13 protein-coding genes are annotated in these 15,411 nt (G+C 59.9%); 4 read left to right on the plus strand and 9 right to left on the minus strand.

Features of this window, described 5'->3' with window-relative positions; genetic code table 11:
• The first annotated feature begins 775 nt into the window (after positions 1-775).
• Both nrdD and nrdG read left to right on the plus strand, forming a co-directional pair.
• Positions 776-2,947 carry an anaerobic ribonucleoside-triphosphate reductase gene (nrdD, locus tag C4N23_RS06025; RefSeq protein WP_055191564.1) on the plus strand — a complete coding sequence of 724 codons (2,172 nt, stop codon included), beginning with the start codon at positions 776-778 and terminating at the stop codon, positions 2,945-2,947.
• A 58-nt stretch (positions 2,948-3,005) separates the two neighbouring features.
• Positions 3,006-3,557 carry an anaerobic ribonucleoside-triphosphate reductase activating protein gene (gene nrdG / locus C4N23_RS06030; protein WP_112144783.1) on the plus strand — a complete coding sequence of 184 codons (552 nt, stop codon included), beginning with the start codon at positions 3,006-3,008 and terminating at the stop codon, positions 3,555-3,557.
• Positions 3,558-3,619: 62 nt separating this feature from the next.
• Here nrdG and C4N23_RS06035 read toward each other — a convergent pair whose 3' ends face one another.
• Complete coding sequence (locus C4N23_RS06035; RefSeq protein ID WP_112144786.1) at positions 3,620-5,200, minus strand: RecQ family ATP-dependent DNA helicase; 1,581 nt, start codon at positions 5,198-5,200, stop codon at positions 3,620-3,622.
• Between the two features lie 232 nt (positions 5,201-5,432).
• On the opposite strand from C4N23_RS06035, the gene C4N23_RS06040 reads away from it, so the two are divergent.
• Entirely contained in the window at positions 5,433-6,458 is a 1,026-nt protein-coding gene (locus C4N23_RS06040) for a glycosyltransferase family 2 protein (RefSeq protein WP_112144788.1), read from the plus strand.
• Positions 6,459-6,604: 146 nt separating this feature from the next.
• Complete coding sequence (locus C4N23_RS06045; RefSeq protein ID WP_242983739.1) at positions 6,605-7,381, plus strand: cation:proton antiporter domain-containing protein; 777 nt, start codon at positions 6,605-6,607, stop codon at positions 7,379-7,381.
• 65 nt (positions 7,382-7,446) lie between these two features.
• Here C4N23_RS06045 and C4N23_RS06050 read toward each other — a convergent pair whose 3' ends face one another.
• From C4N23_RS06050 to C4N23_RS06085, 8 genes are all read right to left on the minus strand, one after another.
• Positions 7,447-7,983: a DUF5662 family protein gene (locus C4N23_RS06050; RefSeq protein ID WP_097839067.1), complete on the minus strand. Its 537-nt coding sequence runs from the start codon at positions 7,981-7,983 to the stop codon at positions 7,447-7,449.
• Positions 7,980-9,866, minus strand: a complete 1,887-nt coding sequence (locus C4N23_RS06055) for a glycosyltransferase family 2 protein (protein WP_112144790.1) — start codon at positions 9,864-9,866, stop codon at positions 7,980-7,982. The genes C4N23_RS06050 and C4N23_RS06055 overlap by 4 nt, the downstream gene beginning before the upstream one ends.
• A 1-nt stretch (position 9,867) precedes the next feature.
• Positions 9,868-10,611 carry an ABC transporter ATP-binding protein gene (locus C4N23_RS06060; protein ID WP_112144792.1) on the minus strand — a complete coding sequence of 248 codons (744 nt, stop codon included), beginning with the start codon at positions 10,609-10,611 and terminating at the stop codon, positions 9,868-9,870.
• A gap of 12 nt (positions 10,612-10,623) precedes the next feature.
• Positions 10,624-11,433, minus strand: a complete 810-nt coding sequence (locus C4N23_RS06065) for an ABC transporter permease (protein WP_242852837.1) — start codon at positions 11,431-11,433, stop codon at positions 10,624-10,626.
• Positions 11,434-11,439: 6 nt separating this feature from the next.
• Complete coding sequence (gene rfbC / locus C4N23_RS06070; RefSeq protein ID WP_055191547.1) at positions 11,440-12,006, minus strand: dTDP-4-dehydrorhamnose 3,5-epimerase; 567 nt, start codon at positions 12,004-12,006, stop codon at positions 11,440-11,442.
• A 196-nt stretch (positions 12,007-12,202) separates the two neighbouring features.
• Positions 12,203-13,510, minus strand: coding sequence for a D-alanyl-D-alanine carboxypeptidase family protein (locus tag C4N23_RS06075; protein ID WP_112144794.1), 1,308 nt, complete (start codon positions 13,508-13,510; stop codon positions 12,203-12,205).
• Positions 13,511-13,587: 77 nt separating this feature from the next.
• Entirely contained in the window at positions 13,588-14,181 is a 594-nt protein-coding gene (locus tag C4N23_RS06080) for a dipicolinate synthase subunit B (protein WP_055191543.1), read from the minus strand.
• Entirely contained in the window at positions 14,178-14,972 is a 795-nt protein-coding gene (locus tag C4N23_RS06085) for a dipicolinate synthase subunit DpsA (protein WP_112144796.1), read from the minus strand. The genes C4N23_RS06080 and C4N23_RS06085 overlap by 4 nt, the downstream gene beginning before the upstream one ends.
• Positions 14,973-15,411 lie beyond the last annotated feature (439 nt).

The raw sequence follows: 15,411 nt of genomic DNA on the forward strand, positions 1-15,411 counted from the left end.
TGTTTACCGTGTTTTTCCAACACGAAAATAGGTTCCGTTACAAGTTTTTCGATATTGTTCAATTTTCAAGGTCCTGTGAGCGCCTCAGCCTTTCGGCTGACGACTTGATTATTTTATCACAGAAGTGATTTTTTGTCAAGCTCTTTTTTTCGAAGCTGTCGAACTTTCTGAACTTGGAGCGCCTCGAAACCTCTCAAATCTCTTTGGTGTTTCTTGACGTCTATTGGTTCTTTTCTTCAGCTTCTCACTGAGACTTCGGAAGTCATTCTTTTGCCTCAGCGCTTGGCGCTCAAGTATAATACCACATGCCCGCCCGTTTGGCAACCCCTTTTTTCAACTTTTTTGCCCTCTTTTTTCGCTTTGTCTCTTTTTGCTAGTTTTTTGTTCCTTTTCAACACTCTCTTTGACAAGCTTGGATACAAGGTCTTCTCCGGGGCTTTTCTTTCTGTTCTGTCCCTATATAATGTAATAATATAAGAGCTCCGTATAGATGCCAGCGGATATTACGAGCCGGAATGCGGATACTATCCCTGCACTGCTTGTCAAGACCTTTGCGTTCAAATTTTGCCCCGAAAATCTCTCCGTATTTTTGGTCAAACTTCCGAAACACAAAATGTAGTGGTCTATCCATTGACATATCACTAAATAGTGATATGATAGAAGCACATTCAAACGAATTGATTCTACGGCATTTTGCGGGCGGCTCTGGCAAAAAGGGGACGCCCGTTTGAACTGCGGCAAAGAGTGCAACCCGATAAAAAGATGGAGGAAAGCCATGAAGATCATCAAGCGCAACGGCTCGGAGGTTCCTTTCGATATTACCAAGATCATCACCGCTGTTACCAAAGCCAGCGATTCCGTAAGCGGCAAGAGCCGCCTGACCCGCGAGCAGATCACCCAGATCGCTGCGGAGGTCACGGACCAGTGCCAGTCCCTGAATCGCGCGGTCAGCGTGGAAGAGATTCAGGATATGGTGGAGAACAAGTTGATGGACATGAAGGCCCACGACATTGCCCGCCACTACATCACCTATCGGTATGTCCAGAGCCTGAAGCGCCAGACCAACACCACCGACGAGCGCATCCTGAGCCTGATCGAGTGCCAGAACGAAGAGGTCAAGCAGGAGAACGCCAACAAGAACCCCACCGTGAACAGCGTTCAGCGTGACTACATGGCCGGCGAGATCTCCAAGGACCTGACCGCCCGTCTGCTGCTGGACCCGGAGATCGTCAAGGCCCATCAGGAGGGCCTGATCCACTTCCACGATTCCGATTACTTTGCCCAGCACATGCACAACTGCGATCTGGTCAATCTGGAAGATATGCTCCAGAACGGCACCGTCATCTCCGGCACTTATATTGAAAAGCCCCACAGCTTTTCCACCGCCTGCAACATTGCGACCCAGATCATCGCACAGGTGGCGTCCAACCAGTACGGCGGCCAGAGCATCAGCCTGACTCACCTCGCCCCCTTCGTGGATGTCTCCCGCAAGAAGATTGCCGCCGAGGTCGAGACCGAGATGGAGGGCCTGAACGTCTCCGCCGAGCGGAAGAAGGCCATCGTCGAGCGCCGTCTGCGCAACGAGATCAACCGCGGCGTCCAGACCATCCAGTATCAGGTCGTCACCCTGATGACCACCAACGGTCAGGCTCCGTTCATCACCGTCTTCATGTATCTGGGAGAGGCCCGGAACGCGCAGGAGAAGGCCGACCTTGCCATCATCATCGAGGAGACCATCCGCCAGCGGTATCAGGGCGTCAAGAATGAGGCGGGCGTTTGGATCACCCCGGCCTTCCCGAAGCTGATCTATGTGCTGGAAGAGGACAACATCCGCCCCGGCACCCCGTATTACTACCTGACCGAACTGGCCGCCAAGTGCACCGCCAAGCGGATGGTGCCCGACTACATCTCCGAGAAGAAAATGCTGGAGATGAAGATCGACAAAAATGGCGAGGGCCATTGCTATACCTGCATGGGCTGCCGCAGCTTCCTGACCCCGTATGTGGACCCGGAGACCGGCAAGCCCAAGTATTACGGCCGCTTCAATCAGGGCGTCGTCACCATCAACTTGGTGGATGTGGCCCTGTCCTCCGGTGGCAACTTTGAGAAGTTCTGGAAGATCTTCGACGAGCGTCTGGCCCTCTGCCATCGTGCCCTTCAGGCACGCCACAAGCGGCTGCTGGGCACCCCCAGCGACGCTGCCCCGATCCTGTGGCAGTACGGCGCGCTGGCCCGTCTGAAGAAGGGCGAGAAGATCGACAAGCTGCTCTTCGGCGGCTACTCCACCATCAGCCTCGGCTATGCCGGCCTGTATGAGTGCGTCAAGTATATGACCGGCCGCAGCCACACCGACGCCGGTGCCAAGCCCTTTGCCCTGAGCGTGATGCAGCACATGAACGACAAGTGCAATGAGTGGAAGAAGGCTGAGAACATCGACTACTCCCTCTACGGCACCCCGCTGGAATCCACGACCTACAAGTTCGCCAAGTGTCTCCAGAAGCGGTTTGGCATCGTGCCCGGCATCACCGACAAGAACTATATCACCAACAGCTACCATGTCCATGTGTCCGAGCCCATCGATGCCTTCACCAAGCTGAAGTTCGAGAGCGAGTTCCAGAGGCTGTCGCCGGGCGGCGCCATCAGCTATGTGGAAGTACCCAACATGCAGGACAATCTGGAAGCCGTCATAAGCGTGCTGCAGTTCATCTACGACAACATCATGTACGCCGAGTTGAACACGAAGTCCGACTACTGCCAGTGCTGCGGCTACGACGGCGAGATCAAGATCGTTGAGGACGACGGCAAGCTGGTGTGGGAGTGCCCCAAGTGCGGCAACCGCGACCAGAATAAGCTGAACGTCGCCCGCCGCACCTGCGGTTACATCGGCACTCAGTTCTGGAATCAGGGCCGCACGCAGGAGATCAAGGACCGCGTTTTACACCTGTGACCTTCTCAGGCGCATCGCGCAAGCGATGACGGAAGGAGTCAATTTTCTGATATTTACCATGAATTACGCTACCATTAAATACTATGACATCGCCAACGGCCCCGGCGTGCGGACGAGTGTGTTCGTCTCTGGGTGCCGCCACCACTGCCCCGGCTGCTTCAACGAGGTGGCATGGGATTTCGGCTATGGCAAGCCCTTCGACAAGGCCATCCGCAACGAGGTCTTCGCCTCCTGCCAGCCCGCCTACATCACCGGGCTGAGCCTTCTGGGCGGCGAGCCCATGGAGCCGGAAAACCAGCGGGAACTTCTCCCCTTCGTCCGGAATTTCAAAGCCCTCTACCCAAACAAGACCATTTGGTGCTACTCCGGCTATACGTGGGAGCAGCTCACCGGCAAGGACCCTTGTCCCGCCCGGTGCGAAGTCACCGACGAGCTGCTGGCCCTGCTGGACGTCCTCGTAGACGGCCGCTTCCTCGAGGCAAAGCACGATATCTCCCTGCGCTTCCGCGGCAGCTCCAATCAGCGTCTGCTGGATGTGCCCAAATCTCTTGCCGCCGGGCAGCCGGTCTGGTGGGAGGATGAGAAGGTCTTCGCCACGCATACGATGTAACAACAAAGCGTTCTGGTTTCCACCGCCCGGCAGGGCAATGTGGAAACCAGAACGCTTTTCGTTTATCGTGACTCCACCGCGTCCTCGATGATGCGGAGGAAGTCCCGGCCATAGTGGGCGGCTTTCTTTTCGCCCACGCCCGTGATGTTCAGCAGCTCGTCGAGGCTGAGGGGCTTCTTCTGCGTCATCTCGCGGAGGGTGGCGTCGTTGAAGATCATATAAGCGGGCACCTTCTGCTTCGCGGCCAGCCGCTTGCGCAGGGCATACAGCCCGGCCAGCAGCTTTTCGTCGGCTTCGCTCAGCGGTTCGGCATCGGCTGCGCGGCGGCGGGCACCGGCCAGACGCTTGGCGCTGGCGGCGGCGCGCTCCTTGGCCTGTGCGGCTTGCTGCTGCATCTCCTCGGCGGCCTGTTCCGACATCCGGCAGTTGGAGCAGTTGCCGCATCTGGGGGCCGCAGCCTCGCCGAAGTAGTTGAGCAGAAAGCTCCGCAGACAGCGCGGCGTCGTGGAATAGAAGGTCATGTACTTGAGCCGTTCCTCGGCTTTGCGGGCCGCTTCGGCTTTGACGTCCGCCGGGAGGCCGTTGTCCGCTTCCATCTCCTTGTCGATGAAGAAGCGGATGGTCCGCACGTCGGTGCCGGAGTAGAGCAGGGTGCAGCGAGCCGGTTCCCCGTCGCGGCCCGCGCGGCCCGCCTCCTGATAGTAACTTTCCAGATCCTTGGGCATATTGTAATGAATGACGAACCGGACGTTGGGCTTGTCGATGCCCATGCCAAAGGCGTTGGTGGCCACCATGATCTGCACCCGGTCGTAAAGGAAATCGTCCTGATTTTTCCGCCGGGTCTCCGGGTCGAGCTTGGCGTGATACGCCGCCGCCCGGATGCCCCGGCTCTGAAGCAGACGGGTCGTCTCGTCCACCTGCTTGGTAGTGCTGCAATAGATGATGCCCGCGTTGTCCCGCTCTTTGAGCACCAAATCCAGCAGGACCCGCGGCTTTTCGCTGGGCAGGGCCCGGCGGGTGCCGAAGTAGAGATTCGGGCGGTCGAAGCTGGTGATGACCTCATAGGGGTCGTGGAGATCCAGATGGCTGCGGATGTCGTCCCGGACATGGGCGGTGGCCGTGGCCGTGAAGGCTCCGATGACCGGGCGCTTGGGCAGGGTCTCCACGAACTCTTTGATGCGGAGGTAGCTGGGGCGGAAGTCCTGCCCCCACTGGCTGATGCAGTGGGCCTCGTCCACTGTCACCATACTGATCTCCCGCTCCTGCGCAAACCGCTGGAAGCCCGGCATCTCCAACCGCTCCGGGGCCACATAGATGATCTTATACCAGCCCTCCCGCGCACGGCGGAGCATCAGGGCCTTCTGGTGATCGGTCAGGCTGTTGTTCAGGAACGCCGCCGCCACGCCGGCCTGTACCAGCGCCCCCACCTGATCTTTCATCAGGCTGACCAGCGGCGACACCACGATGGTGATGCCCGGCAGCAGCAGCGCAGGCACCTGATAGCAGATGGACTTGCCCGCACCGGTGGGCATCACGGCCAGAACGTCCTGCCCGGCCAGCAGCCGGGAGACGATCTGCTCCTGTCCGGGGCGGAAGCCGTCATAGCCGAACACTTTTTTTAAGATCGAATGCGGGTTTTCCATGAGTTCCTCCGTTATAATAGATGAGCACTGCCTTTGGAGCCTTACCAGTATACCACAAAAAACGCCGGTTTGCGCGCCGGAGGGCCTCCTTTTTGGCAAAACGAACGAAATGTCACAAGGATTTTTTTACAATTGATAGCTTTTCAGGCGCGAAAATGATATAATGAGACTACATATCTCCATCCCGGCTGTTTTTTGTGCCGGACCCAACGAAAAAGGAGCATTTTAAACCATGCAGAAATTGATCACATTTGCAGTCCCCTGCTATAATTCTGCCGCTTATATGCGTCACTGCATCGAGACCCTGCTCTCCGCCGGAGAACAGGCCGAGATCATCCTCGTGGACGACGGTTCCGTCAAGGACGAGACCCCCGCCATCTGCGACGAATATGCCGAGAAGTACCCCACCATCGTCAAGGCCATCCATCAGGAGAACGGCGGCCACGGCGAGGGCGTCAATCAGGGCATCCGGAACGCCACCGGCCTGTACTACAAGGTCGTGGACAGCGACGACTGGCTCGACACCGCCGCCCTCAAGACCGTGCTGGCCAAGCTGCAGACCCTCGCGGCCCGCGGCACCGCCCCCGACCTGATGATCTGCAACTATGTGTACGAGCATGTGGAGGACAACACCAGCCACACCGTCCGCTACACCAACGTCTTCCCGGAGAACCGGCTCTTCACTTGGATGCACGTGGGCCATTTCCGCCCGGACCAGAACCTGCTGATGCACTCGGTCATCTACCGCACGCAGGTGCTGCGGGACTGCGGCATGGTGCTGCCCAAGCACACCTTCTATGTGGACAACATCTTCGTCTACCAGCCGCTGCCCTACGTCAAGAGCATGTACTACATGAACCTTGACCTCTACCGCTACTTCATCGGCCGCTCCGACCAGAGCGTGAACGAGAGCGTCATGGTCAAGCGTGTAGACCAGCAGCTCCGTGTCACCAAGCACATGATCGATTGTCAGGACCTCGACGCCCTCAAGAACGAGAAGCGTCTGCGCAGCTACATGCTGCACTACCTGTCCATGATGATGGCCGTCAGCGATATCTTCCTGCTGCTGGACGGCAGCGCCGAGGCCAAGGCCAAGAAGGCCGACCTGTGGAGCTACCTCAAGGCCCACACCAGCCCCGCCGTCTTCCACTCCATCCGCTACGGCTTCGGCGGCGTGACCAACCTCAACTTCCCCAAGGGGGATACCATCGTCATCGGCTGCTACCGCATCGCGCAGAAGCTCTTCAAATTCAACTAAAATAAAACTTGTTGTTTCTTTTGGAATAATGTTGCCGAACCGGGCAGCTGGGTCACATCCAGCTGCCCGGTTTTCGTTTGGATACAAGCTCGTTAAGAAAACTTCAGAGTTGAGCCTTGTGAAATGTTGTTGCCATCGACGACGCCGTGGGTCTGGTGCTCTTTTCGGCTTCCTTCGGCGTGGCGAACGCGCTGGAGCAGGGCCGCATCGACCCCCTCAGCGTCATCGTCGAGCCGCTGGTGGAGATCGTCATCTCACTGGGGCTGGGTGCGCTGGCCGGTTTTGTGCTCAACCAGCTGGAAGTCTACTTCCACTCCCGCTCCAAGCGCATGAGCCTCTCCGTCGCCTTTGTCCTGCTGACGGTGGGCCTCTCGATGCTCTCCTTCCAGATCGGGCCGGTGCACTGCAGCTTCTCTCTGCTGCTGGTCTGCATGATGACGGGCACCGTCTTCTGCAACATCTGCCCCACTTCCGATGAGCTGATGGACCGCCTCGACCGCTGGGTGTCGCCGGTGAACATCCTTTTCTTCGTCCTCAGCGGCGCAGAGCTGGACCTGAACATCCTGTCGAACCCGCTGGTGCTCCTCATCGGCGTGGTGTACATCACCTCCCGCTCGCTGGGCAAGATCAGCGGCTCCTACGTGAGCTGCCGCGCCACCCACTGCAGCGAGAGGATCCAGAAGTATCTTGGCATCACGCTGCTGCCGCAGGCCGGTGTGGCGCTGGGCATGGCAGCCGAAGCCGCCGAACTTTCCGACGGCCACATGGTGCGGAACGTCGTGCTTTTCTCAGTGCTCGTGTATGAGCTGGTCGGCCCGACCCTGACCAAGTTCAGCCTGACCGCCGCCGGTGAGATCGAACCGGAAGGCCGTACCAGCGCCCGTACCGCCAACAAACCGGAGGCACCCGTCACCTTGGACTGATCTCAAGAAACAAAAAGGGGCTGCTGCACATCGTTTCGCCGAATGTGCAGCAGCTCCTTTTGTTCTCAGTAGGTATCCGAGCAGCCCAGTAATAATTTCATGTAGGCGAAGGTCCGCTCCTGCCCAAGGTCGCGTACCATTTTCAGCAGCTTTTCCAGCAGGGCACGGGTCTCCGGGTGGAGCATGTAATGATCCTTGCTGTGCTCGTAGTATTCCCACGGGGAGGCATCGGTGTATTTTTCGCCCAGATAGATCTGGCTGGCCGCCACCCGGTCGCAGATCATCTCGCAGACATACCGCAGCGGCATCTTCATGCCGGTCATGCCGGATTTATTGGAGCTGTAGTCGATCCAGTATTCGAGGTGGTGCTTGTTCCGGCCCTTGTGGTGGAGCCACGCCGAGGAGTAGCCCTTGGCATCCCGCTCGGCCTCGTTGGGGCTGTGGTCGCCCTGATAGTAGATGCAGCCGGGGATGAACTCCGTGGGGCTGTATTTGCTCAGGTCGTGGGCCAAGCCCTGCTCGTACAGGCCGCATTCAAAGCAGTATTTCATCACCAGCAGCTTGTGGCGGGTGATGGTCTCAAAATGGCCTAGGATGTTCATGCTTCGCCTCCGCGAAAACGCACTGTCACTTTCCCCGCTTTCAGCCCGCGCAGATCGTCGCTCTCCGAAAAATCCTCCCGGTCGCGGGTCAGGTTGGGGTTGTAGTAGGGGTCGTCGAGGATGTTTTCCTTCCCGTGGATGGCATAGAGCCGCTGCTGTTCGGCGGCAAAGCGGGCCGCCTTGGCGGGATCTTTTTCGTCGCCGCCGCGGCTCTTGCTCTCGTAGTGGGTCAGCTCGGCGTAGGGGGTCCATGCGATGCGGCAGCCCGCATCCCGCACCCGCAGACAGAAGTCCACGTCGTTGAACGCCACGGCGAACTGTTCATCCAGCCCGCCCACTTCGTCGTAGACACTGGCCTTGACCAGCAGACAGGCCCCCGTTACCGCCGAGAAGTCCTGCACGGTGGCGATGCGGAACAGATAGCCGCTGCCGCCCTTCTGCTTATACTTGTGGCTGTGGCCCGCGTAGCCCCCAAGGCCCGTGATGACGCCCGCATGCTGGAGCGTCTCGTCCGGGTAGTAGAGCATGGCCCCGCAGATGGCCGCACCGCCCTTGTGGGCGCACTGCCGCAGCAGCTCCGTCAGCCAATCCCCGTTGCGGACTTCCACATCGTTGTTCAGCAGCAGCAGGTAATCCCCCGCTGCCGCTTTCCGGCCAAAGTTGTTGATGCCGGAGAAGTTGAAGCCCTTTTCCGGGTAGGTGACCACCTTCAGGCCGTCGTATCGCTGTTTCGCCTTCTCGTAGTAGGCAAAGGTGGCCGGGTCAGTGGAGTTGTTCTCGATGACGATGATCTCGTAGTTGTCCCACGTCGTCTTTTTCCAGATGCTTTGCAGACACTTTTCGAGGTCATCGGTGTGGTCCTTGTTGGGGATGAGGATGCTCACCTTCGGGTCGCCCTCGATGTCCCACTTCACCCGGTAAGTGCTGGGGAAGAGGCCGTCCTCCACCGTACCGGTGCGGCCGGTGCGGGCCAAGTGGTCGGCCAGTGCCTTTTTGGCTGCTGCTGCCACATAGGGCTTGGCCTCGGTGCCGCCGGAAGTAGACCCCGCATGGACCCGCCAATAATAGAGTACCTGCGGCACATGGGCCGCGCCGCCCACCTGCTCGATGAGGCGGAGGAAGAGGTCGTGGTCCTGACTGCCATCGCACTCCGGCCGCTCGCCGCCCACGGCATCCCACAGGGCCTTTTGGAACACGGCCAAATGGCAGATGTAGTTGCAGCAGAGCAGGTAATCCGGCGCATAGTCCGGCTTGAAGTGCGCTACGATGGGCCGCTGGATGCTCTTGGAGAAGAGTGCTTCATCGCTGTAAAGGAAGCCATCCGGCTCCCCCCGCTCCCGCAATTGCAGGATGGCCTTGCCCATCGTGTACATCGCGTGGGGCGCCAGAATGTCGTCGTGGTCCGCAAGGGCCAGATAGTCCCCGGTGGCAAGGGAAGCAGCAGCATTGGTGTTCGCCGCAATGCCCTTGTTTTCAATCTTTTTGTATACGATGCGTTGATTCTTCGCCTGATATTCCTCCACGATCCGTTTTACGGCATCGTGTTCCGCGTCGGACGCATCGGCAAGGCAGAGCTGACCGTTGGGAGCCGTCTGATCCACAAAAGAATTCAGAAATTCCCGCAGGTATGGTTCCGGCGTATTGTACAGCGGGGTCAAGATCGAGATGGTGGGCAGCCCGCAGGAGTCCGCCGTCTGCCCGGCCAGTTCGGCCCTTTGGGCTTCCAGCACCTTTTTCGTGGGCAGATACCGGGCCTTTTTGCCGAAGCACCGGCGCTTGACGAAACCGGCCCCCCGCGCCAGCATGGTGCCGAGGCCCTCATCTTTCGTCAGTTGGACAGCATAGCCCGCCAGCTCCTTGGCGCGTTTCAGTCGTACATTCATCTCATGCCTCGCCGCGCTGGGTCGCCTTGTAAGCGTCGCAGACCGTCTTGGTGTCGCCGTTCATCTTCAGGTGGCCGTGGCTCAGCCATGCCACCTTGCTGCACATCCGCTCGATCTGCTCGATGGAGTGGGACACCAGAATGACCGTAGTACCGCCCGCCATCAGCTCCTGCATCCGCTTTTCGCACTTCTGCTGGAAGAGGAAGTCGCCCACCGACAGCACCTCGTCCGCGATCAGGATGTCGGGCTTGGTGATGGTGGCAATGGCAAAGCCAATGCGGGCCACCATGCCGGAGGAGTAGTTCTTGAGCGGGACGTCGAGGAAGTTCTGCAGTTCGCTGAACTCCACGATCTCGTCAAATTTTTCGTCGAGGTACTTGGGCGAGAAGCCCAGCACCGTGCCGTTCAGGTAGATGTTCTCGCGGGCGGTCAGATCCATATCGAAGCCCGCGCCCAGCTCGATGAGCGGGGCGATGGTGCCGTTGACGGTCACCTTGCCCTTGGAGGGCTTGTACACGCCCGCAATGGTCTTGAGCAGGGTAGACTTGCCCGAACCGTTCAGGCCCACAAGGCCGTAAAAATCGCCGGGCATGATGTCAAGGCTGACGTTTTTCAGGGCGTAGAACTCGTCGTATTGCAGACGGCCCTGCACCATGGCCAGCAGGTATTCTTTCAAGCTCTCGTGCTTTTCGGTGGAGAGGTTGAAGCACATGGAAACATTGTCCACTTTGATGATCGGTTCCATTTTGTCCCCTCCTTAAATGTGCAGCACGAAGCGATCCTGCGTTTTGCGGAACATCCAGACGCCCACCACCATGGACAGCACCGCGCAGATGCCGCAGACCGCGAACATGTTGAAGTCCAGCGGGATGCCCCACATCAGGGTGCGGCGGAAACCGGTGATATACCAATACATCGGGTTCAGCTTGATGATCTGCTGCATGTTGAAGCCGCCGATGGAGAAGGTCATCTGGGTGGGGTCGTAGAAGATGGCGGAGAAGTAGAGCAGCGCCGTGGTGAAGACGCTCCAGATGTGCATGATATCCCGGAAGAAGACCGTTGCCGCCGCGAGGAAAAGCCCGACGCCGAGGCTGAAGAAGAAGAGGGTCACCAGCGGGTAGAGCGCCTCAAGGATCGTCAGGTGGAACGGTGCCCCGGTGAAGATCATCACCAACAGCAGGGCCACAAAGCTGAACACGCAGTTCACCATGGCGAAGCAGCACTTTTCCAGCGGGAAGATATACTTGGGGATATACACTTTTTTCAGCAGGGGCGCGGCGCTGAGCACGCTGGACATGCTGGCTGAGGTGGCCTCGTTGAAGAAGTTGAACAGCAGCTGGCCGCACATCAGGAAGACCGGGAAGTTGTCGATGCCGCTGCCCCGCATATCCATCAGGCTGCTGAACACGGCCCAGTACACAAGGCACATCAGCAGCGGGTTCAGCACGCTCCACACCACGCCCAGCACGCTGCGGCGGTATTTGAGCTTGAAGTCACGGCTGACGAGGTTCCACAGCAGATAGCGGTACCGCCAAAAGCCGTTGAGCATTCCTTTCAGTTTTGCCACAGGCGATCACCACTTTTCAAAGAATTCGAACTTCTGGGCTGCAAAGGACTCATGCAGTTTGTCCTTGGCGCTGGTCTTGTGCTCGCAGCCGCAGTCCGGCCACTGAACGTTGACGGTGGGGTCATCGTAGGGGATGCCGCCCTCGCTGGTGGGGTCGTAGACGTCGGTGCACTTGTAGCAGAATTCCGCCACATCGCTCAGCACGAGGAAGCCGTGGGCAAAGCCTTCGGGGATATAGAACATCTTCTTGTTCTCCTCGGACAGGGTCACGCCCACCCACTTGCCGAAGGTGGCGCTGTGGGGGCGGCAGTCCACGGCGACGTCATACACTTCGCCCTTGGTCACGCGGACCAGCTTGCCCTGCGTGTGGTTCTTCTGGAAGTGCAGACCGCGCAGCACGCCGCGGGTGGAGCGGCTCTGGTTGTCCTGCACGAACTCTTTGTCGATGCCGGCTTCTGCGAACTGATCCTTCTGATACGTCTCCATGAAATAGCCGCGGTCATCGCCGAACACCTGCGGCTCAATGACCACAACACCGGGGATCTCGGTCTGCGTAAAAGTAAATTTGCCCATATTTCGTTTCCTCTCTGTTTTCTTTTAAGAATTATTTTTTTGTTGTATATGAAAAGTCCCGAAGGGCTTTTGCGCAGGGTAGATAGCTCGCCCTCTCCGTCACGCTTCGCGTGCCAGCTCCCCCAAAGTGGGAGCCCTTGGCATATCGGGCAAGTCTGAGCGCATACCGGCAGCAGCCGGGCCTTGCGCTCTATCGTCAGTGCTTACTTCTCGGCTTACGTTTTCTCCTAGCTCGGATGCGTATGACTGCAAACACCACCACCGCCGCCAGCACGGTGGCACCGAGAGAGATGGCGAGCAAGCCGCCCGCGGTTTTCTTGATATTGCGGGAGGCGGGGAGCTGAACGTTCGCGTTGGCCGCGACGACCTCTTCCAGCCCCTCGATGTTCGCCTTGACCCGGACGGAGGTGGATTCCTGCACATCGCCGCCCTGAATGGTATACACCGCGTAAGCCTCCGGGTCAACCCCCAAAATATAGCGTTCGGGCAGTTCAAGGCTCACCGACACATTGTCGGCGGTCAGGCCGTCGGCCAACAGCAGCCGCACACCGGGGTCGCTGACGGTCACAGTACCCATGGCGCTGCCGCCGCCCACGACCTCCATCTGGGCCGTCACCCCCTGCGCGGGGATGTCGGTGTAGCCGGTAAAGGTCGCAAAGGCGTGATCCAGCAGGGTGCGGACGTCGTTGTACTTGTCGGTCTTCAGGTTGCTCTGCATGGTCACGCAGATGAGCCGGACGCCGTTCTGCTCCGCCAGACAGACATAGCTGTAGCGGGCAATGTTGGTGTAGCCGATCTTCGAGCCCAAAATGGCCGGGATATAGTACCGGCTGGACCCCACCCGCATCTTATCCTGCTGGTGGAAGTACCGGGTCACGGGCTGGATGTTGGTGGGGGCCATCGTGTACATCTCGTTCCGGGTGAAAAGGGTCTCAAAGCCCGGCTGGGTCAGCGCCCAGCGCAGGATCTGCGCCATATCGTAGCAGCTGGTGTAGTGGTCCTCGTCGCTGATGCCGTGGGGGTTCGCGAAGTGGGTGTGCTGCAAGCCCAGCTCCGCTACCTGTGCGTTCATCGCGGCCACACCGTCGGCGATGGTGCCGCCGCCGAAATATTCCGCCAGCAGGTTCGCGCCGTCGTTGGCGCTGGCCATCATGGTGGCGTACAGCGCATCCGTCAGGGGAACTTCCTCCCCTTCCTGCAATGCGATGTGGCTGGAATCAGTACCCGCCAGCGAGTAAACGTCCTCGTGGCTGACGGCCAGCTTCACGCCGTCCCACTGGCCCTGCGCCTTTTCACAGGCAAGGCCCAGCGTCATCACCTTGGTGATCGACGCCGGGTGCAGTTCCTCGTCCATATTCTGCTGCGCCAGCACCAGCCCGGTGTCCGCGTCAATGATGCAGTAAGCTTCGGTGGTCGTCAGGGCCGGGGCCGCCGCCGCGCCGGGCGCAAAGGCCGCCAACAGGCACAGCAGGGCCGCGCACAGCACGGTGATCTGTTTTTTCATCTGGTATACTCCGTTGTTCCTTTAATCTGTTTTAGTATACCACACTTTGCCCCGCCTGAAAAGAGAAATGCGCCCCTTCACGCCCCGATCCTCTCCCGCAGCAGGGGCTGGATCTGCCGCCCGGCCAGCGCCGCTTCCAGCGCAGCGGGCAGCAGGGCGAAATCCGCCTTCAGGCTCTGCGGCTTCGCGGCCGGGTCATCCTGCCCGTAGGGCACAAAATAGTAATGTTTGCGCTGGCGCAGCCGGGCGATGTTCTCCCCCGATGCCCCCAGTCCGTCGTTGGTGGAGACGGCGATCAAAACCGGGCACCCCACCCGCAGCAGACTTTTCGCCGCCAGCGTCACCGGCGTGTCGGAAAGGCCCACCGCCAGCCGGGCCAGTGTCGTTCCGGTGCAGGGCGCAATGACCAGCGCCTCAGCCAGCCGCTTCGGCCCCAGCGGCTCCACGGCTTGCAGGGTATCCAGCACCGGGTTCCCGGTCAGCTCCTCCAGCCGCGCCTTCCATTCCGCCGCCGTGCCGAACCGGGTGTCCAGCCGGGACGCTGCAAAGCTCATCACCGGCAGCAGCTCCCAGCCCTGCCGCACCAGCCGCCCGGCCTGTGCCGTGGCCGTGCCCAGCGTACAAAAGCTCCCGCAGACCGCAAACGCGATCCGCCCTCGCGGTGTGTTCATGCTCTCCCCTCCCGCTCCTGTATCATCGCGCAGACTGTCTGCGCCACAAACCCACCCGCCGTTTCCGGCGCACAGGCGGCGGGCAGACTCAGCGCATGGACCGCCGTATGGCCCAGCCGCTGCGCCGCCGCAAAGTCTGTTCCACCGGGCCGCGATGCCAGATCAACGATCAGGCTCCCCGGCCGCAGGGCTGCCAGCACCGGCTCGGTCAGCACCGGGGCGGGGACGGTGTTCACCACCGTATCAAATGCCGGGGCCGCCCCGGCCACCGCCGCCAGCGGAATGCTGCGCAGCCCCAGACTTTCGGCCAGCGCCCGCGGCCCGGCCCGCCGCGCGGCCACCGTCACCTGTGCGCCCAGCGCGGCCAGCCGCACCCCCAGTGCTTGCCCTACCGGCCCGAACCCGGCCAGCAGCACGCCGCTGCCCCAGAGCGTCTGGGACCGCTGCGCCAGCAAAATGCCGATGCACCCCTCCGCCGTGGGGATGGCGTTCCGCACGGTCAGCTCCTCCCGCGTGAAGTAATCCACCAGCTCTACCCCGGCCTCCCGCGCGATCTGCTGCGCCTCCGCCGACAGCTTCCCGCCCAGCGCCAGTGCCCCCGGCTTCGCCGCCCGCAGCAGCGCGGCAAGCGGCGTCCGCGCCTCGTCCAGCGGGAGCGGCAGCAGGATGTAATCCGCTCGTGCCACCTCTTCCGCGCCGCACACTTCGTACCCCGCCCGCGCCAGCGCCCGGCCCGCCGCCGCTTGCCGCGCGTCCCCGCCGATCACCGCAAACCGTTTCTGTTCCTCCATGCCCGCTCCCCCTCCCAAGGTTTACGACAGGCTATGCAGGGAGCCGCCAAGATGTGAAACCGCGCTTGACTTTTAGGCCCAAGTGCATATAATAGAATTAACGAATGTAAATAAGTCTCCATGGAGACACGTAAGCAAACAAGAAGCCCCCCGGTATCGCTACTACCGAGGGGCTTCCTGTTTTTAGTGCTTACCGCCCTTGAACTGGTCGTTCTCCTGCTCAGCCTGATCGGCGGGGCAGTGTACGTTACATTTCAGATCACATGGACCGTTTCTCACAGCGATGAACACAAGAAAAAATGACCGCCTCATAGTTCCAGCCGTGAGCGGTCATCTTTTTCTTGACTAAACCGGTAAGGAGCTAGCCGTTTGCGGGCCAGCGCCTTTTCTATTTGTAGTATAACCTTCCTACGTCCAATTGTCAAGCGTTCGGCTTGTT

This window comes from Faecalibacterium hattorii (assembly GCF_003287455.1).
Lineage (GTDB): Bacteria > Bacillota > Clostridia > Oscillospirales > Ruminococcaceae > Faecalibacterium > Faecalibacterium hattorii.

Coding starts and splice junctions, on each gene's coding strand:
- C4N23_RS06050 (WP_097839067.1), bottom strand. CDS start 7,983: ATGAACATCCTAGGCCATTTTGAGACCATCACCCGCCACAAGCTGCTG.
- rfbC (WP_055191547.1), bottom strand. CDS start 12,006: ATGGGCAAATTTACTTTTACGCAGACCGAGATCCCCGGTGTTGTGGTC.
- C4N23_RS06075 (WP_112144794.1), bottom strand. CDS start 13,510: ATGAAAAAACAGATCACCGTGCTGTGCGCGGCCCTGCTGTGCCTGTTG.
- C4N23_RS06080 (WP_055191543.1), bottom strand. CDS start 14,181: ATGAACACACCGCGAGGGCGGATCGCGTTTGCGGTCTGCGGGAGCTTT.
- C4N23_RS06060 (WP_112144792.1), bottom strand. CDS start 10,611: ATGGAACCGATCATCAAAGTGGACAATGTTTCCATGTGCTTCAACCTC.
- C4N23_RS06035 (WP_112144786.1), bottom strand. CDS start 5,200: ATGGAAAACCCGCATTCGATCTTAAAAAAAGTGTTCGGCTATGACGGC.
- C4N23_RS06055 (WP_112144790.1), bottom strand. CDS start 9,866: ATGAATGTACGACTGAAACGCGCCAAGGAGCTGGCGGGCTATGCTGTC.
- nrdG (WP_112144783.1), top strand. CDS start 3,006: ATGAATTACGCTACCATTAAATACTATGACATCGCCAACGGCCCCGGC.
- nrdD (WP_055191564.1), top strand. CDS start 776: ATGAAGATCATCAAGCGCAACGGCTCGGAGGTTCCTTTCGATATTACC.
- C4N23_RS06085 (WP_112144796.1), bottom strand. CDS start 14,972: ATGGAGGAACAGAAACGGTTTGCGGTGATCGGCGGGGACGCGCGGCAA.
- C4N23_RS06040 (WP_112144788.1), top strand. CDS start 5,433: ATGCAGAAATTGATCACATTTGCAGTCCCCTGCTATAATTCTGCCGCT.